Annotated in this window: 22 protein-coding genes; all 22 read right to left on the reverse strand. The window is 40.6% G+C overall.

All coding sequences use genetic code 11. From position 1 onward, the window contains the following. Positions 1–15 precede the first annotated feature (15 nt). The 22 genes from fliP to hslV all read right to left on the reverse strand — a co-directional run bounded on the left by fliP (position 16) and on the right by hslV (position 17,279). A complete protein-coding gene (fliP, locus tag MHI11_RS11535) occupies positions 16–681 on the reverse strand; it encodes a flagellar type III secretion system pore protein FliP (protein WP_007499580.1) in 666 nt (221 codons plus the stop codon). Continuing rightward, positions 674–1,333: a flagella biosynthesis regulatory protein FliZ gene (fliZ, locus tag MHI11_RS11540; protein ID WP_044141915.1), complete on the reverse strand. Its 660-nt coding sequence runs from the start codon at positions 1,331–1,333 to the stop codon at positions 674–676. Before fliZ ends, fliP begins: the two co-directional genes overlap by 8 nt. Positions 1,334–1,351: 18 nt before the next feature. Next, positions 1,352–1,714, reverse strand: a complete 363-nt coding sequence (locus MHI11_RS11545) for a response regulator (RefSeq protein WP_003212360.1) — start codon at positions 1,712–1,714, stop codon at positions 1,352–1,354. A gap of 27 nt (positions 1,715–1,741) precedes the next feature. Continuing rightward, positions 1,742–2,866 carry a flagellar motor switch phosphatase FliY gene (fliY, locus tag MHI11_RS11550; protein WP_044141916.1) on the reverse strand — a complete coding sequence of 375 codons (1,125 nt, stop codon included), beginning with the start codon at positions 2,864–2,866 and terminating at the stop codon, positions 1,742–1,744. Then, positions 2,856–3,854, reverse strand: coding sequence for a flagellar motor switch protein FliM (gene fliM / locus MHI11_RS11555; RefSeq protein WP_003212239.1), 999 nt, complete (start codon positions 3,852–3,854; stop codon positions 2,856–2,858). The genes fliY and fliM overlap by 11 nt, the downstream gene beginning before the upstream one ends. 32 nt (positions 3,855–3,886) lie before the next feature. Continuing rightward, the gene (fliL, locus tag MHI11_RS11560; protein ID WP_044141917.1) at positions 3,887–4,315 is read right to left on the reverse strand and encodes a flagellar basal body-associated protein FliL; all 429 of its coding nucleotides are present in this window, start codon (positions 4,313–4,315) and stop codon (positions 3,887–3,889) included. Further along, entirely contained in the window at positions 4,312–4,527 is a 216-nt protein-coding gene (locus MHI11_RS11565) for a flagellar FlbD family protein (RefSeq protein ID WP_034620035.1), read from the reverse strand. Before MHI11_RS11565 ends, fliL begins: the two co-directional genes overlap by 4 nt. 37 nt (positions 4,528–4,564) lie before the next feature. Next, the gene (gene flgG / locus MHI11_RS11570) at positions 4,565–5,356 is read right to left on the reverse strand and encodes a flagellar basal body rod protein FlgG (protein ID WP_044141918.1); all 792 of its coding nucleotides are present in this window, start codon (positions 5,354–5,356) and stop codon (positions 4,565–4,567) included. 17 nt (positions 5,357–5,373) lie between these two features. Next, entirely contained in the window at positions 5,374–5,820 is a 447-nt protein-coding gene (gene flgD / locus MHI11_RS11575) for a flagellar hook assembly protein FlgD (protein ID WP_044141919.1), read from the reverse strand. Further along, entirely contained in the window at positions 5,820–7,142 is a 1,323-nt protein-coding gene (fliK, locus tag MHI11_RS11580; protein WP_340961120.1) for a flagellar hook-length control protein FliK, read from the reverse strand. Before fliK ends, flgD begins: the two co-directional genes overlap by 1 nt. Next, positions 7,143–7,841 (reverse strand): MotE family protein, encoded by a 699-nt coding sequence (locus tag MHI11_RS11585; protein ID WP_044141921.1) that lies wholly within the window; start codon positions 7,839–7,841, stop codon positions 7,143–7,145. A 12-nt stretch (positions 7,842–7,853) separates the two neighbouring features. Beyond that, complete coding sequence (gene fliJ / locus MHI11_RS11590; RefSeq protein ID WP_034620036.1) at positions 7,854–8,297, reverse strand: flagellar export protein FliJ; 444 nt, start codon at positions 8,295–8,297, stop codon at positions 7,854–7,856. Between the two features lie 8 nt (positions 8,298–8,305). Next, positions 8,306–9,622, reverse strand: a complete 1,317-nt coding sequence (fliI, locus tag MHI11_RS11595; RefSeq protein WP_319610525.1) for a flagellar protein export ATPase FliI — start codon at positions 9,620–9,622, stop codon at positions 8,306–8,308. Then, the gene (gene fliH / locus MHI11_RS11600; protein WP_340961121.1) at positions 9,619–10,383 is read right to left on the reverse strand and encodes a flagellar assembly protein FliH; all 765 of its coding nucleotides are present in this window, start codon (positions 10,381–10,383) and stop codon (positions 9,619–9,621) included. The genes fliI and fliH overlap by 4 nt, the downstream gene beginning before the upstream one ends. Next, entirely contained in the window at positions 10,376–11,392 is a 1,017-nt protein-coding gene (gene fliG, locus MHI11_RS11605) for a flagellar motor switch protein FliG (protein WP_003210883.1), read from the reverse strand. The genes fliH and fliG overlap by 8 nt, the downstream gene beginning before the upstream one ends. A gap of 11 nt (positions 11,393–11,403) precedes the next feature. After that, entirely contained in the window at positions 11,404–12,996 is a 1,593-nt protein-coding gene (gene fliF / locus MHI11_RS11610) for a flagellar basal-body MS-ring/collar protein FliF (protein ID WP_340961122.1), read from the reverse strand. 49 nt (positions 12,997–13,045) lie between these two features. Continuing rightward, entirely contained in the window at positions 13,046–13,363 is a 318-nt protein-coding gene (fliE, locus tag MHI11_RS11615) for a flagellar hook-basal body complex protein FliE (RefSeq protein ID WP_340961124.1), read from the reverse strand. Positions 13,364–13,374: 11 nt separating this feature from the next. After that, positions 13,375–13,827 (reverse strand): flagellar basal body rod protein FlgC, encoded by a 453-nt coding sequence (gene flgC / locus MHI11_RS11620; protein WP_012009953.1) that lies wholly within the window; start codon positions 13,825–13,827, stop codon positions 13,375–13,377. Then, positions 13,827–14,216, reverse strand: coding sequence for a flagellar basal body rod protein FlgB (flgB, locus tag MHI11_RS11625; RefSeq protein WP_012009952.1), 390 nt, complete (start codon positions 14,214–14,216; stop codon positions 13,827–13,829). Before flgB ends, flgC begins: the two co-directional genes overlap by 1 nt. 286 nt (positions 14,217–14,502) lie before the next feature. Further along, complete coding sequence (codY, locus tag MHI11_RS11630) at positions 14,503–15,282, reverse strand: GTP-sensing pleiotropic transcriptional regulator CodY (RefSeq protein WP_003210838.1); 780 nt, start codon at positions 15,280–15,282, stop codon at positions 14,503–14,505. Between the two features lie 34 nt (positions 15,283–15,316). Further along, the gene (gene hslU, locus MHI11_RS11635) at positions 15,317–16,717 is read right to left on the reverse strand and encodes an HslU--HslV peptidase ATPase subunit (protein WP_340961125.1); all 1,401 of its coding nucleotides are present in this window, start codon (positions 16,715–16,717) and stop codon (positions 15,317–15,319) included. Between the two features lie 16 nt (positions 16,718–16,733). Continuing rightward, on the reverse strand, positions 16,734–17,279 hold the full coding sequence (hslV, locus tag MHI11_RS11640) for an ATP-dependent protease subunit HslV (protein WP_003211247.1): 546 nt from the start codon (positions 17,277–17,279) through the stop codon (positions 16,734–16,736). Positions 17,280–17,287 lie beyond the last annotated feature (8 nt).

Consider the following 17,287-nt stretch of genomic DNA (forward strand, 5'->3'; position numbering starts at 1 on the left):
TTTTAAGCACCTACTCTAAAAGCTTTGCAGCAAAGATTTAACAATCAAATACCATCCATCGACTAAAACAAATAACAATATTTTAAAAGGGAGCGATATCATAACCGGCGGAAGCATCATCATCCCCATTGACATCAGGACACTTGCGACCACCATGTCAATAATTAAAAATGGAATAAAGATCATGAAACCAATTTGAAATGCCGTCTTTAATTCTGAAATCGCAAAAGCGGGTACCATCGCCGTTAACGGAATATCTTTTATCGATTCAGGTGTATCCATTTTTGCGTAACTAAGAAATAAAGCCAAATCCTTCTGTCTCGTATGTTTACTCATAAACTCTTTAATGGGCACTTCGGCTTTTTCATATGCCTGATTGAGCGTAATATCATCATTTAAAAGCGGCGTTAGTGCCTCTTTATTAATCTCTGAGAACGTGGGTGCCATGATAAAAAATGTGAGAAACAAAGCAAGCCCTACAAGCACTTGGTTTGGCGGCATTGAGTTGGTTGCAAGTGACGTTCTAACGAATGAAAGTACAATCACAATTCGTGTGAAACACGTCATTAAAATGAGAATGCCTGGTGCAACCGAAAATACGGTTAAAAGTAAAAGAAGACGGACAGACGTGCTAATATTCCCTGCACCGCTGGAATTAAATAAATCGATAAACTCATTCATTTTGTTTCGGGCCTTTCTTTCTGACTTCTGATTGGGTCTTTTTCAATTCGGCTAGCTGCGCCTTCAAATTGGCTGAAAAAGAAGAAGTGGTTGGCTGATTTTGTTTCTTTATCTGAGATGTGAATTTTTGAACGATTTTTGGTAAATCTGTTTTGCTTTCCATCGCTTCTTCATATTGTTTCACGATCGCTTCACATTCTTGTTCATCATCAATTTCTTTTAGCAGCTGGATTGAGTCCGCTACTCCGACAACTAATACTCGTTTGCCTACTTTGATAAGCTGGACTGAACGGTTTTGGCCAACCGTCGTTCCGCCAATATTTTCAACATAGCGAAATGGTTTAAGTAAGCGGTTTTGCTTACCAACAAATCTCACCAATCCATATATAAGCAGGATGACAAAAAGTAAGGCACCAATCATTTTGACAAAATCCATAATGGAGACAGAAGAAGAGGGAACTTCTTCTGCCGGATTCGTTTGATTGTCAGTGGTTGTCTTTTCTGTATCCTTTTTGCTGCCCTTCTCTTCTTTGATCCAGTCATTCACTGTGCCATTTTCAGGATCTTTCGTTTCAGCAAACAGTGAGGCAGGCTGTATCGTCAAGAAAAGCATAAAACTGATCATTGCTATACATATCAAACGTTTTTTCAACAAGTCTTACACCCTTTTTTAGCCTAACGTTTTATTAATTGCTTCAAGTACACGGTCTGCCTGGAACGGCTTCACGATAAAGTCTTTTGCACCTGCTTGGATCGCGTCAATAACCATTGACTGCTGCCCCATTGCAGAACACATGATGATTTTTGCAGAAGCGTCAATTTGTTTAATTTCTTTTAGTGCTGTGATCCCGTCCATTTCTGGCATTGTGATATCCATTGTGACAAGATCAGGAGATGTTTCTTTAAATTTTTCAACAGCTTGAGCGCCATTTTCTGCTTCTCCTACTACATCAAATCCGTTTTTTACAAGAATATCCTTTATCATCATTCTCATGAATGCTGCATCATCTACGATTAATACCTTAGTAGCCATTTACTTATTCTCTCCCTATATGTTTGTTTATTTTAAATTAGAAAGTCTTTCTGACTGACTTAAAATATCAGTCACACGAACACCAAAGTTCTCATCAATGACAACGACTTCCCCTTTGGCGACGATTCGTTTGTTCACTAGAATGTCTACTGGCTCACCAGCAAGTTTGTCCAGTTCAATGATACTTCCTGCTGAAAGTTCAAGGACTTCTTTGACACTGCGCTGAGTTCTTCCAAGTTCCACCGTAATAGAAAGCGGAATATCCATCAGCATATCAAGATTTCCAAGGTGGTTTGTTGTATGCTGAGGCTCACTGAACGCTTCAAATTCAACAGGCGCTACATTTACAGGTGCTGCCGGCTTTGGCTTCGCCTGTCTTTTCGGCGGAGCAGCTTGCTGCGCTGGTGCAGACTGCGTTTGAGGTGCTGCCTGCTGAGGTTCAGGCGTGCTCACTTGCGTGTCTTGAACCGTCTCTTCCTCTTGCGCTGGGTCTGTTAATTCTGCGATTAAATCTTTCGCAAATGTAATAGGATAAAGCTGCATAATATTTGAATCAATGAGTTCACCTATTTTTAATCTGAAGGACACTTTGACAAGCATTTCTGCAGCTGGGATCCGGTCTGTTCCTTCTCCTTCTTTCACATCAAGTAATTCGACGCGAGGCGGAGAAATATCAATCTTTTTATTAAAGACCGTCGACATGGATGTCGCAGCAGAACCCATCATTTGGTTCATCGCTTCTTGAACTGCACTTAAGTGAATCTCACTTAAAGAAGGGTCAGCATTTGTCCCGTCTCCACCCATCATTAAGTCCGCAATGACTGCTGCATCTGTTTGCTGGACAACAAGCAGGTTACTTGCGCTGAAGCCTTCCGTATAATTCACTTCAATCGCGACATACGGATGAGGAAATTCCTCATTCAGCATACTTTTTTGAATCACTGTAACAGTTGGAGTTGTAATCTCCACTTTTTGATTTAATAGGGTTGAAAGTGCTGTAGCAGAGCTGCCGAATGAAATATTTCCGATTTCTCCAATGGCATCTTGCTCCATTGCAGAAAGGATTGTTTCAGGCTCTATATCGTCATTGCTACCTCCTTTAAGGAGCGCATCGATTTCGTCTTGTGATAATTTACTTCCGTTATTCTCCATCTTCTTCACCTCTTATGTCGTGATCTAGAATTTGAATCGCCTGTTTCCGATTCACGCGGCCGGCCTGTCCCAAGAATTTCGGTTTATTTCCGACCATAACAGTAAGAGGCGCATTTACTGGTTTGTCCAAGGCAATACAATCACCAATTTCCAAATTCAAAAACTCTTCCACCGTCATTTCCGATTCCCCTAGCTCTGCGACTACCGGTATCTTTGCCGTCATAATCCGTTTTTCAATGGCCTTTGTTTCTTGTTGTTTTGGTTCATTTCGTTCAGACTGCATCCAGTAGTGTACAGACAGCTTTGGAATAATAGGCTCTAATACAACATGAGGAATACATAGGTTAATAACCCCGCTTACCTCACCAATTTGTGTATTAAGAGAAATGACGACAACTGTTTCGTTTGGTGACACCATTTGAACAAACTGGGGATTTACCTCGAAATCTGCCATTTCAGGCTCGATGTCGGTTATGGACTGCCACGCTTCTCTGTAATTTTCCAAAGCTCCCTCAAACATGTTTGAGATAATCTTTGTTTCGATTTCTGTAAGTGATTCTGTCTTATTATGACTAATGCCTATCCCGCCCATCAGCCTGTCCATCATGGCATAGCCGATTGTTGGGTTCACTTCAAGCATGATTCTTCCTTCAAGCGGGCTGACATAAAATAAGTTTAATAATGTCATATTAGGAATCGAACGAATAAATTCTTCGTATGGTACTTGGTCAACCGAGCTGACAGTAATTTGAATATATGATCTTAACTGAGCTGAAAAGTGCGTGGTGAGCAGTCTAGCGAAGTTATCATGAATCCTTGTTAAACTTCGAATCTGGTCTTTCGAAAAGCGCAGTGCACGCTTAAAATCATACACCTTCACTTTTTTCGTCGTTTCTTCTTTTTTCAGCTCTTCTGCATCCATTTCGCCTGTAGATATGGCGGATAATAATGCATCGATCTCATTCTGGGAAAGCACTTCTCCTGACATTTCTTCACCTCCATCGTGTCAATTAATCGCCTCTATTGCAGATTAAAGGAGGTTATATATACTTCTTTCACCTTGCCATCTTGCAAATAGTTATTCACTTTGTTTTTAACTAGTGTTTTAAAATGTTCTCTGCCTTTTTTGCCATCAAGTTCATCTGCATTCGTGTCTGATAAAATGTCGATTACGGCGTCTTTCACTTGAAAACTTCTTTTCTCAAGCTCTTCTTTTGCTTTTTCAGAGTCCGTTTCAATATTCAATACAAGTTTGACGGCATTTCCTTCAGACTTTAAATTAGTAATAATCTCAGGAATTTCAACAGAAGCTTTTACGACTTCATCTGCTGTTGGCTCTTTTTCAGCTTTTGCTTCGTCTGAGCCATTCACCAGAAAAATGATGCCTGCTCCTATTCCGCCGATGGCAATAATCATGATTAGCATTACTACGACTAATTTCTTCTTCATTCAAATTCCTCTATTCCTTGATTCAATGAAATGACTTGGATTTTTCTGTAGAAAGAAATGATTTTCTCTTGAAGCTGCTCTTCATTTTCTTTCACAACGAATTTCTTTCCATTGGCTAATGTAATGGTTGTGTCTGGAAAGCTTTCGATTTGCTCGATATGGAGAGCGTTCAGCATAAATCCTTTGCCATTCAATCTTGTCACTTCAATCATATTAAGCAGAGAAGCGATCATCCGCTCCCCCTACCTCCTATCGTTTCAGATTCACAAGCTCTTGCAGGATTTCATCAGATGTTGTGATCGTCTTTGCATTCGATTGGAATCCGCGCTGCGCGATAATCATTTCGGTAAACTCGTCTGTTAAATCAACATTTGACATTTCTAGTTTACCCGTTTGGATGACGCCCGTTCCTTGTTCACCAGGTACGATAGGGTTACTTGGTGCACCTGAGCTTAACGTTTGACGGTAAAGGTTGTCACCAACTTTGTCTAACCCACCTGCGTTACGGAAAGATACCAGTGATACTTGACCAACGGTTCTTGATACATTGTTTTCAACAACCGAAATCGTTCCATCTGGACCAACATTTACACTTGAAATGCCCTTTGGAATCGTTATTTTTTGTCCATTCATTCCAAGAAGGTAGTTTCCATCAGGCGTTACTAGATCCCCTTCAGAATCAGGTTTGAAGTTCCCTGCTCTCATATATAGGGTCTCTCCTTGCTGTTGTATCTGGAAAAATCCATCTCCATTGATATAGAAGTCCCATGGATCATCTGTATTTTGAGAAGCCCCCGATGACATGACTTTATCAATAGAAGATAAAGATGATCCTAAACCAACTTGTTTCGAGTTGATTGAACCAGAGTTGTTCGTCGGTCCACCAGAACTTGCAAGGGTTTGACTGACCATATCTTTAAAAGTGATACGGCTTTTTTTGTATCCGTGTGTATTGACGTTGGCTACGTTATTGGCTACAACATCTAATTTTGTTTGGAAGTTTTTCATTCCACTAATTCCTGAGTAAAGTGAGCGTAACATTTATTTTCCTCCTCGAATTACTTCGTTTTTTCTCCAACTGCTGTAACGTCCCAAGGGCTGATTTTCGTTCCATCTTCTAAATACAGGAAGTATTCATTGTTTATGTTTTTAACAGACTTCACAGTGCCTGATATCTCTTTATCATCCAGTTTGCCCGATACTTCTTTACCAATCCATCCTACATACGTCGTAAACGGATCTTGGTGTGCAACAAATGTAGACATGAGCTGATTCAGCTTGGTGATAGAATCGTTCATATTGGTTTGCTGTTCTAAAGATGAAAATGTTGCAAGCTGTGTAACAAACTCACGGTCATCTAGTGGGTTTGTCGGATCTTGGTTTTGAAGCTGTGTCAGCAATATTTTCAAGAATTGATCTTTGCCGAGCGTATCTGTTTTCTTTTCTGCTTTTGAAGAAGTGTCTGTTTGTGCGACTGTTCTATTCGTAGCATCAACTGTTGCCATTAGATTTCCTCCTCTTCTTCTTCTGACCCAACAAGAGCATCCAGTACATCTTGGAATTCTGCTTCCTGTTCATCAGGCTTCTGGAAATTCTGCCCTTTTGACTGTTGCTGCTTGTTTTCTTCGTTAAATTGTCCAAATAACGGCTGCTCATTTGATTGAAGCGGTATATGGAAACGGTCCACTTGAACCGACATATTCGGAAGCGCCTGCTTGAGCTGCGGAAGGTGATGCTCTAGCAGTTCTTTTGCTGCCTGTGTCGAAGCTGTAATTTTACTCGCATACATACCATTTTGCTTCGTCAGCTGAATCGTGATAAATCCGAGATTTTCTGGATTTAATCGAACTGTAAAGCGTCCGCTTGAGTTGCCAAATGGCGTGAATTTCATTTGCTTCCACGTATTTAGAATTTGCTGATCAACCGTTCCCGGCTTTTCATCAGTTGTTTGTGTCTGTTGAACAGGAGCTGCTGATTGCAGTTGAAAAAACTGCTTATGACCTGGCAACAGCGTATGAGTGATCGTTTTTTCAGAAGCAGGTGCAGCAGTGCTTTGTCCTTTGACAACTTCCTTTTTGATGAGCCATTCAAGAGAGGCAGCCCCTTTTGCAGGAGTAGCAAGAGTAGATTCTTGTCTTTGAGAGACCAATTCTTTTAACTCTCCTAAAGCAATCTTCAACTCTTTGTCTGACCCTTTTGCATTTGCCATCATATGGTCGATTAACTGATTAAAGTGTTTCAGCTCACTTTGAGACATCGAATTCAGCTTTGGTGCTGAACCCTGCGAGAAAAACTGCTCTTTTACTTGCTGAATCAGTTTCTCATCTACTCCATTTTTTGAAAGAAAGTGAATGAAGTCTTGACCCTTTGCTTCAATATCTTGCACTAGCTTTGCATCAAAGCTGAGCGGTTGTTGATTGAGTAGTTGATATATGAAAAAGTGGACTTGTATGAGCTGCTCACTATGTTCAGAAGCTAGCTTATCCGCTTGATCACCGTAAATGGATGATTCCATTTTTTGGAATAGCTCTTCTAGTGACTTGAGATCAGACGAATCAAGCGTTTGACCTTGAAGTGTTTGAAGTGCGCTAAGAAGGTCTCTGTTGATGCCTTCTTCAGGCGATTGCATCCATTTTTCAATGATTTGCATCGCATCATTGATGGAAAGAGTGGCACCCGCTGTCTCAGCATCCACAAGGCCGCTTTGTGCACCTGCCCCGCTAAGTAATTGTTTAAACAACCCGCTTGCAGATGCCGCGCCGCTCCCCTTTGGTCCCGAGAGACCTTGAGACGATTGCTGTAAGGCTCCAATATCCAATAGTTTCACTTATTGTCCACCCCCATTTTCACTTTCTTTTTTAGCAAGCTCTTTCGTAAACGTAGCTGCCTTCTGAGGTGTTAGTTTTGCTAATATGTCTGTTAGTTTATTTTTGCTCAGCTCTTCGAGGATCTTCAATGCCTCTTTATCACTTAATTCTGATAAAATTTTGGCGGATTTCCCTGCGTCCATGCTTTCATAGATACTGGCAATCTTCCCTTTCGGTTTCTGGTTAGAGGCTGCTGCCCCATCAGAAGTTGTCCCTGACGCATTATTACCTGATGTATCGCTTGATGAGCTGCTATTTGATGAAGTGTCATCCGCTGACTTCTCATTCGCATCATTTTCAGATGTTTTTTCAAGTGAACTGATTTTTTGATTCAGTCTTTTAATCTCTTCATCACTTGTTTTTAAGTCTTTTTGTGCAATTTCAAGTTCATTCTTTTGCTCTTTAATGGTCTTTTTCAGTTCCTTCAATTCTGCATCGCTTTGATTATTATGTGAAGATGACGTTTTTGAGGTGTCATCTGAACCAACCAAACTGCTAACGCCCGGAATGTTCTGAAGCGGTTTCTTTAGATCAAAACCTGCCATAGAAAGGATTGTGCCAGCCACTAATACAAGCACAATCAATGGGATGATGACAATAAACAAGATCCATTGAAATTTACCGCCGCTTGATTCTTTCGTTTTTTCCTTCTTAGGCATTCATCTCGACTCCTAATGTCCTTGAAACATGAATTGGCTGATAGAGATATCATCCATTTCTTTCATTTCAATGGCCTTATGTTCAAGGGAAAACTTTTCGTACTGCTTTTCTTTCATTTTTTCAAACTTTTTAAACTCGATGTTTTTTTCAGTTAAATCAGATTGTTTTTCATTCATTTGATGGCGTTTCATGATCACAAGCTGCTGATAATGCTGAATGGTGTTATCTAAATTGGTCACAAATTGCTGATAATGACGCATTTCTTGAACACTCATACCACTTCTCAGCTTTTCTTCTTTGCTTTTTTCCATTAATTCTTTTTTACTCATATTTTCATAGAGCTTTTCAGCGACTTGCTCAAATGCCGAAACGGATTGTTGGTACGCTGCGAGTGACTTGTCTTTTTCACTTTCTTTCAGTTCTAAGAGCTTTTGAAATTTGTATTGATATCTCACTGTTTTCGTCAATCCTCTCTATTCATCAAACCGAGCAATACATTCACACTGTCTTCAATAGATACAGCCTCTTCTACATCCTGCTTCAAAAATGAAATCAGATGAGGATAAGCCTGCATGGCATCATCAATGTCTTTCGAGGAGCCTTTTTTATATGCTCCAATGTTAATGAGGTCTTCAGCGTTTTGATAAGTGGATAAAAGCTGGCGGAACCGGTTGGCCGCCTCCTTGTGATCATGACTTGCGATATTGCTCATAACACGGCTGATACTTTTCAGAATATTGACAGCAGGAAATTGTCCTTTGTTGGCTAAAGCACGATCAAGTACAATGTGGCCATCTAAGATTCCCCTGACTGTATCAGCGATTGGCTCATTCATATCGTCACCATCAACAAGCACTGTGTAAAACGCTGTGATGGAACCAAGCTGATTCGTTCCAGTTCGTTCAAGTAATTTTGGCAGTATAGCGAACACTGAAGGTGTATAACCTTTTGTCGTTGGCGGTTCACCAGTTGCAAGACCGATTTCCCTTTGCGCCATAGCGACCCGTGTAACAGAGTCCATCATGAACATGACATTTTTGCCTCTGTCTCTAAAATATTCTGCAATAGCTGTTGCTGTAAAAGCAGCCTTCATTCTCGTCAGTGCAGGCTGGTCAGAAGTTGCGACGACAACAATCGATCGCTTTAGTCCCTCGGTACCTAAATCCTTTTCAATAAACTCACGAACTTCTCGGCCACGCTCTCCAACAAGGGCAATGACATTGAGGTCTGCTTCTGTCTGCTTTGCAATCATCCCCATTAAGGTGCTTTTTCCAACACCACTTCCGGCAAAAATACCGATCCTCTGACCAGTGCCGACTGTAAGCAGACTGTCGATTACTCTGACACCAACGCCCATTTTTTCACGAATAGGCGGCCTGTCCATCGGGTTTGGAGGTGACTGATCTGTCGAAACAGGTGCAAGTCCCTTTGGCAGCATACTGCCGTCCAGTGGTTCACCGAAGGCATCAACAACTTCGCCAATTAACCCAGTCCCAACTTTGACCTTCAGCGACTCACCTGTCGCTTCAACTAGACTTCCTGGTGAAATATTGGATGCTTCTACATAAGGCATGAGCAGAATATTTTCATCTCTAAACCCTACGACCTCTGCTTTTATTGGATCGTGCTTACGCCCCTTTTTATGAATGAGACACACGTCTCCGATAGAACTTTCCGGCCCCTTAGATTCAATCATCAGTCCAACAACTCGATTGACTTTACCAAATCGTTTATAAGGATCTGCGGTTTCAATCGTTTCTTTTAACACATCGATGTTCATTTGTGATCACCTGAATCAATGACTTCTAGTAGCTTTTCTTTCAACTGATTCATTTGTGTATCAACACTCGCTTCCACTTTTCCAAAGCTTGTTTCTACGTAACAAGTCCCTTTTGGCGCTTTTTCATCCGAGTAAATGGCAAGGTGTGTATCCTTTTGAAGGATTCTGATTAATTCGTCTTTATACTCCATCACATGATCGTAATGTTCAGGGTCAACATAGATGGAAATATCGTCATATTCTTTCACTTCAGAAATGACCTGCTTCACGAGAGCCAAAAATTGATCTTTCGTGTCCTCAGCCGAGTACCAAACACGTTTGGCGAGTTCAAAAGCCAGTTCCACAATTTTTTCTGCGGAGCTTTCAATTTTTTCTTCGTAATCCTGCTTGGCAAGACTGACAATGCCATTTGCTTGATCAAGAATTGATCGGTACTGACTCATCGCATCTGCTTCACCCTTTTGGAAGCCCTCTTGGTAACCTGCTTGTTTCGCTTCTTCAATAAGCTGCATTCTTTCTTCTTCAAAATCAGCGCGGCGCTGATTGATTTCAGCCATTGTTTTTTCAAGCTCACTATTTGCTTGTTCTACTATACGGCTTGCTTGATCTTCAGCATCACTTAGTACAAGCTGCGACACTTCTGTTTCATTAACAAGCTCTTCTTCATGATGTTCTTTTTTGAACTCCACTTGCTGCAAAGGAATTGTTTGCCGGCCTTGCTCAGGAATAACAGATGTTTCATGTTTGATAATCCTAGACAATGATATCGTCTCCTCCGCCTCGAGCTATGACGATTTCTCCAGCTTCCTCGAGTCGTCTTACGATGCTGACAATACGGGTTTGTGCTTCCTCGACATCTCTAAGCCGGACAGGTCCCATAAACTCCATTTCTTCTTTGAACGTCTCGACCATTCTCTGTGACATGTTGCGGAAGACAATTTCTTTGACCTCTTCGCTTGCCACTTTGAGTGCGAGCAACAAGTCATCATTTTCAACATCTCTGATCACGCGCTGAATCGCTCTACTGTCAAGAGTGACAATATCTTCAAAGACAAACATACGTTTCTTAATTTCATCAGCAAGCTCAGGATCTTGAATTTCAAGAGTGTCTAAAATGGTCTTCTCGGTCGCACGGTCTACACCATTTAGTACTTCTACAACCGCTTCGACTCCGCCCGTTTGCGTATAGTCTTGCGTAAAGGTTGAAGAAAGTTTTTGTTCAAGAATGCGTTCCACTTCATTGATGATCTCTGGAGATGTGCGGTCCATTAAAGCAATACGTCTCGCAACCTCTGTTTGTACTTCCTCGCCTAATTCAGATAAAATCTGCCCTGCTTGGACTGGATCTAAGTAGGAAAGGATGAGCGCAATGGTTTGTGGATGCTCATGCTGGATAAAGTTTAAGATTTGTTCTGGGTCAGCCTTTCGAGCAAAATCAAACGGTTTCACTTGAAGTGAGGATGTTAATCGGTTTAAGATACTATCCGCTTTGTCCTCACCAAGCGCTTTTTCAAGCACTTGTCTTGCGTACATAAGACCGCCTTGTGATATGTAGTCCTGCGCGATGGCGATGCTGTGAAATTCTTCAATGATTTCATCTTTTTTAGCAGTATCTACACTTCGTACATTGGAAATTTCCAGTGTTAATTTTTCTATTTCGTCTTCAGACAGATGTTTGTATACAGATGCTGACACCTCTAGCCCTAAGGAAATCATTAGGATTGCTGCTTTTTGTCTGCCTGTTAGTCGATTTGAATCTTTTCTCGACATGTGTATTCCTCCTAATCCTCGGACAGCCAGCTGCGTAGCAATTTAGCAAAGTCTTCTGGTTTATCTTTTGCCATTTTCTCAAGCTGATTTTTCCTCACCATTTCCTCTGTTTCTGGTTCAGTGTCGATATCAGGAACATGAATTGGTGTATGTTCATCAAACTCAAACTCTTCTTCCTCTTCATTTCTGCGTTTACGCACAAGAAGAATAATGAGAGCGATAATTGCAAGTAGTAGCACACCGCCTACAATATAAACCCAAATTGGAATATTGTTTGATGGGTTTTCTGCTGCAGTTTGCTGTTTACCGTCTAATTTTGATACAGATAAAACAATTTTGTTCTCTAAGTCCGCTTGAGTGAGCGCTTGACCATTTGTGTATTCTTTATCAATTGACGTGCTAATGATCGTTGAAAGAATCTTTTTAATATCATCTTGCCTTTCAGCTGTTAAAGAGTTCACATCGTTTGCTGTTGGTGGTTCGACCAATGCTTGAATGCCAACATCTCTAATTTTATAAGGGCTCTCTTTGATATCTTTATGAATGCGGTTGACTTCATAGTTGATACGATCTTCGCTCTTTTCGTAATTTCCGCTACCATTCGCTCCATCGGCGCCTTGATAGTTTGTGACATCATCATCGCCTGTTCCAGCGGTTCCACCAGCTGCTGCACCATTTCCTGAATAAGTTTCAGCAATCTTTTCAGCACTGACAGCGATGCCTTGCATGTTTTCTTTATCAACTGGTTCTACAAGGTCTTCTTTTCTTTTCTCTTCAGTAAAATCAATGTCTGTTGTGACCGATACAGCGACTTTTTCTTGACCCATCATTGTTCCGAGCAGCTGTTGAATTTTTCTTTGAAGGTTCTTTTCAATTTCTTCTTTTTTCTGCTGCTGTGCATCCATTCCACTTGCATAGGAATCGGAACTGCTGTTTAAGTCGTAGTAGTTGGAATCTTGGTCCATAATGACAATGTTTTCTGTTTTTAAATTCGGCACACTTTTTGAAATAAGATGATAAAGGCCTTTTACTTGCTGCGGCGCGAGCGTGTAGCCACGTTCAACTTGCAGCACAATGGATGCTGATGCATTACTTTGCTCTTCTCCAACAAAAACGGAATCTTTTGGCAAGTTAATCATAACTTTCGAATCTTTAATTCCATCAATCGTGTTGATTAGATTGGATAGTTCTGTCTGAGTTGCGTCTACTTTCAGAACATCAAATTCATTATCTGTTAAACCGAAGCCGGAATTGTTCGCGAAGAAGGAATAATCAATCTTTCCTGTCTTAGGAAGGCCTTGAGATGCGAGTGTTACTTTTAAAGAGTCTGCCTGCTTTTCTGGAACGAGAATCGTTGTTCCATTGTTTGCAAGTTCCGATTTAATTTTTTTGCCATCCAGTTCCTGTTTGATTTGCCCTGCTTCTGACTCAGACAAATCTTTAAACAATGGAACCATTTTTTCAGAAGAAGCAAAGATGCTAACAACCGTAATAATGATTGCTAGGGCAGCAACGCCACCAATCATGAGTGTTTTTTGTAATTTTGATCGATTTCGCCAAAACTCAACTGTTTTTGTTCTTAATTGCATTAAAGTACGATTCATCTTAACCCCCGGTCATTCCATTCAGTCTTATTTTGTCCGTCAGCACCTCCTACATCTGCATTCTCATAATCTCTTGGTACGCTTCGACCGCTTTATTTCGAAACTCCGTTGCAGCTGTGAGTGTCATACTCGCTTTTTGCGAGGCAATCATGACTTCATCGAGATTGACATCTTTTCCTTGTGCAAGTGCATTTGTATACTGGTCTGATTTAAGCTGTGATTGATTTAATGCCTCAATGGAATTCTTCAGAACATCAGAGAAATTCGTTTGACTTTTAGGTGCAGTCGCATGAACAGATGATGCATTTGTCAATTCACTTGCTTGCTGAGCAGCTTGAAGCTGGAAAGGAGATATTGCGTTAACCAATTCTTTTCACCTTACTTTCCTATTTCTAAGGCTTTCATCAACATGCTTTTATTCGCATTTAGCGCGGTCACGTTTGCTTCATATGACCTTGAGCTGCTGATGAGGTCAACCATTTCCTTTAATGGATCAACATTAGGTGTTTGAACATATCCATTTTCATTGGCATCGGGATTTGTAGGATCATATTGAAGGTTGAATGGAGTTTCGTCTTCTGTAATCTTCGTTGCTTTCACGCCGTTTCCTAATTTACCGCTCGAATTCATGCTTGAGTTTAATATAGATGAAAACGATTCACCTGACGGCTGTAATGTGACGAGCTTACGTCTATAAGGCTCCCAGTTGCCATCAACCTGTTTCGCTCTTGTTGTATCCATATTTGCAAGGTTAGAGGATACAACGTCCATTCTGAGCCTCTGTGCTGTTAATGCAGAGGCCGAAGCGTTAACGCCTGAAAAAATTGACATCACTTACCTCCTGTCAAAACTGTTTTAAGAGAATTGAATTTTCCACTCATTCTTTCAACCAACGCATTATACTGAATTTGGTTTTTAGCGAGTTCACTCATCTCTTGATCAATATCGACATTATTTCCGTTTTCTTGATATGATGTACGGTTGCTCGAAACAACTGAATAATTAGACCCTGTTTTAGAAAAATCAATGTGACCTTGGTATGTTTTTTTAGCATCTAACTTGATCGACGCATCGTTTAGCATATCATGAAATGCGACGTTTTTCGACTTGTAGTTCGGTGTGTCTATATTCGCGATATTATTGCTTATGACTTTTTGCTTAACATTCGCTCTACCCAAGGCATTCTCAAGGTTGCTTATCGTTCCAGAAAATATATCCAAAACCATATACCTCCAATCATATGTATTTCATTCCATTTAATCATGTCGAGATTTGTAAAACCATATGTTCATTGTAAGAAATAATAGGATTAAAGTCTATGATGTATATGTAAAAAAAACTCGTAATATATATCTATTTTACGAATAGGTATAAAGACCTAGATTCAAAGAACTAAGAATTGTAAGGGTTTTCTTGGAAAAAAGAGTGTCATTTTTCGGACAAATCTTCTTTTTTTATAAAAAAAACCCCTTTTCAGCTTGTATTTCTGCTGAAAAGGGGTTTTGATTAATGAGATTTTAAATTTTCAAGTTCAATTAAAAATTTGTTGTTTAACACTTTGATATACGTTCCCTTCATTCCAAGAGAACGAGATTCGATGACGCCTGCACTTTCTAACTTACGTAAGGCGTTCACAATCACTGAACGAGTGATTCCTACACGGTCAGCAATTTTACTTGCCACTAGAAGTCCTTCGTTGCCATCAAGTTCTTCAAAGATGTGCTCAATGGCTTCAAGCTCACTATATGAAAGAGAACTAATCGCCATTTGGACAACAGCTTTACTTCTTGCTTCTTCTTCGATTTCCTCTGATTTCTCACGAAGGATCTCCATTCCAACAACTGTTGCACCGTATTCAGCAAGAATTAAATCATCATCTTTGAATGTATCTTGCAAACGAGACAAGATTAACGTTCCTAAACGATCTCCTCCTCCGATAATTGGAACAATGGTTGTCAAACCCGATTCAAATAAATCACGGTTCTCAATCGGGAAAGCTGTATACTCACTGTTAATGTCAAGATTTGAAGATGTTTCAGGGATGTTAAATAGACTCTTTGTATATTCTTCAGGGAACTGACGGTCTTCAAGCATTTTCTTCATACGCGGATTTTCAATCTGCTGGTTGATCGAGTAGCCTAGAAGCTTCCCTCTTCTGCTTAATACGAAAATGTTTGAATCAATGACATCTCTCAACGTTTCTGCCATTTCCTTAAAATTAACTGGTTTCCCCGCTGCATCTTGCAGCATTGAGTTAATAATCCTTGTTTTTTGTAGTAACGCCATATTAATGATCCTCCTAGATTACTTTATTCATTTGTTAAAGTATAAATTGACTTAAGTCTTTGTTATTTGCAATCTTTCCTAGCTTCTCTTCTACATACTGAGGGGTAATGGTCACTGTCCCTAGTGTAATATCAGGCGCCTCAAATGAAAGCTCTTCAAGCAGCTTTTCAAGTATAGTATGAAGCCTTCTTGCACCGATGTTATCTGTCTCCTGATTGACATGATAAGCCACTTCGGCAATCTTATGAATAGCATCGTCAGAAAATTCAAGAGATATACCTTCTGTTTCAAGTAAAGCTTTATATTGCTTTAATAATGCGTTATCTGGTTCCGTTAAGATTTTCACAAAGTCTTCGATACTTAATTTATCTAATTCTACACGAATTGGGAAGCGCCCTTGAAGCTCTGGAATCAAATCTGATGGTTTTGCCATATGAAATGCACCTGTTGCTACAAAAAGCACGTGGTCTGTTTTCACTGCCCCATATTTCGTCATCACAGTTGAACCTTCTACAATCGGTAAAATATCACGTTGAACCCCTTCACGAGAAACATCTGCAGATGATGCACCACCGCTTTTGGCAATTTTGTCGATTTCGTCGATAAAAATAATCCCTTGCTGCTCTGCTTTATAGACAGCTTCTTGACTGACTTCATCCATGTCAATCAGTTTTGAAGCTTCCTCAGCTGTTAACGCCTTTCTTGCTTCTCTGACGATCAGCTTTCTGCGTTTTTTCTTTTTAGGCATGAGATTGCCGAGCGCATCCTGCATGTTCATGCCCATTTGCTCCATACCCGAGCCCTGAAGCATATCAAACATGGATGGCTGCTGCTCTTCGACTTCGATCGTGACGTAATGATCTTCAAGTTCGCCCATAGCCAACTGATGAGCGATTCGCTTTCTTGTCGATTCAAGTTCAACTTCTTCACTTGATTGATCTCGATCACGGTCATCTTCATCAGAACCACCAAACAGCATCTCAAAAGGATTTTTCACAGACTGGCTTCTTTTCTTGCCAGGAACAAGTAAATGAACAAGACGTTTATTTGCTTGTTTTTCTGCTTCTTCTTGAACGTCTTTCATCTTTTCTTCTTTGACAATTCTGATCGCTGTCTCAACTAGATCTCTGACCATCGATTCTACATCACGGCCGACGTAACCAACTTCAGTAAACTTCGTCGCTTCCACTTTAATAAAAGGCGCACCAGAAATTTTTGCAATTCTGCGGGCAATCTCTGTTTTCCCCACACCTGTTGGGCCGATCATTAAAATGTTTTTCGGAACGACTTCATCCTTTAGCTTATCATGTAAAAGGCTTCTTCTGTAACGGTTTCTTAAAGCCACCGCCACTGCTTTTTTCGCATCAAGCTGACCAATAATGTATTGATCAAGCTTTTCAACTATCTCTCTTGGGGTGAACGGCTTTTTCTCCATACGTCTCATGTCCTTTCTATTCAAGCTCTTCTAAAGTGATTTGATCGTTCGTGTAGACACAGATTTCTCCAGCGGTTTCAAGAGCTGCCTTTGCAATATCTCTTGCTGTGAGGTGATCACCTGCATGTGTTTTGAGTGCTCTCCCGGCGCTAAGCGCATAATTGCCGCCTGAGCCGATGGCCAAAATACCGTCATCTGGTTCGATGACCTCTCCTGTCCCAGAGACAAGCAGGATGCTGTCTTTGTTCATAACGATCAGCATAGCCTCAAGCTGCCTGAGCATCTTGTCACTACGCCATTCTTTTGCTAGTTCTACGGCTGCTCGCTTTAAGTTACCACCATATTCTTCAAGCTTCGTTTCAAACTTTTCAAAGAGTGTAAATGCATCTGCTACTGAACCTGCAAAACCTGCAAGCACCTTGCCTCCGAAAAGACGGCGCACTTTTTTTGCCGTGTGTTTCATCACGACAGCCTGCCCGAAAGTGACTTGACCGTCTCCAGCCATCGCACTTTTTCCTTTATGTTGAACGGCAAAGATGGTTGTTGCATGAAATGATGACATGAAAAAAC

Origin of the sequence: Bacillus sp. FSL K6-3312, from assembly GCF_038007485.1 — a bacterium.
Classification (GTDB): Bacteria; Bacillota; Bacilli; order Bacillales; family Bacillaceae; genus Bacillus; species Bacillus pumilus.

What these genes read in the sequence shown, in the direction of transcription:
- hslV (WP_003211247.1), bottom strand. Translation starts at nt 17,279, where the DNA reads ATGTCATCATTTCATGCAACAACCATCTTTGCCGTTCAACATAAAGGA.
- hslU (WP_340961125.1), bottom strand. Translation starts at nt 16,717, where the DNA reads ATGGAGAAAAAGCCGTTCACCCCAAGAGAGATAGTTGAAAAGCTTGAT.
- flgG (WP_044141918.1), bottom strand. Translation starts at nt 5,356, where the DNA reads ATGTTACGCTCACTTTACTCAGGAATTAGTGGAATGAAAAACTTCCAA.
- MHI11_RS11545 (WP_003212360.1), bottom strand. Translation starts at nt 1,714, where the DNA reads ATGGCTACTAAGGTATTAATCGTAGATGATGCAGCATTCATGAGAATG.
- fliI (WP_319610525.1), bottom strand. Translation starts at nt 9,622, where the DNA reads ATGAACATCGATGTGTTAAAAGAAACGATTGAAACCGCAGATCCTTAT.
- fliP (WP_007499580.1), bottom strand. Translation starts at nt 681, where the DNA reads ATGAATGAGTTTATCGATTTATTTAATTCCAGCGGTGCAGGGAATATT.
- codY (WP_003210838.1), bottom strand. Translation starts at nt 15,282, where the DNA reads ATGGCGTTACTACAAAAAACAAGGATTATTAACTCAATGCTGCAAGAT.
- fliM (WP_003212239.1), bottom strand. Translation starts at nt 3,854, where the DNA reads ATGTCAGGAGAAGTGCTTTCCCAGAATGAGATCGATGCATTATTATCC.
- fliG (WP_003210883.1), bottom strand. Translation starts at nt 11,392, where the DNA reads ATGTCGAGAAAAGATTCAAATCGACTAACAGGCAGACAAAAAGCAGCA.
- fliL (WP_044141917.1), bottom strand. Translation starts at nt 4,315, where the DNA reads ATGAAGAAGAAATTAGTCGTAGTAATGCTAATCATGATTATTGCCATC.
- MHI11_RS11565 (WP_034620035.1), bottom strand. Translation starts at nt 4,527, where the DNA reads ATGATTGAAGTGACAAGATTGAATGGCAAAGGATTTATGCTGAACGCT.
- flgD (WP_044141919.1), bottom strand. Translation starts at nt 5,820, where the DNA reads ATGGCAACAGTTGATGCTACGAATAGAACAGTCGCACAAACAGACACT.
- MHI11_RS11585 (WP_044141921.1), bottom strand. Translation starts at nt 7,841, where the DNA reads ATGCCTAAGAAGGAAAAAACGAAAGAATCAAGCGGCGGTAAATTTCAA.
- flgC (WP_012009953.1), bottom strand. Translation starts at nt 13,827, where the DNA reads ATGTCAATTTTTTCAGGCGTTAACGCTTCGGCCTCTGCATTAACAGCA.
- fliF (WP_340961122.1), bottom strand. Translation starts at nt 12,996, where the DNA reads ATGAATCGTACTTTAATGCAATTAAGAACAAAAACAGTTGAGTTTTGG.
- fliY (WP_044141916.1), bottom strand. Translation starts at nt 2,866, where the DNA reads ATGGAGAATAACGGAAGTAAATTATCACAAGACGAAATCGATGCGCTC.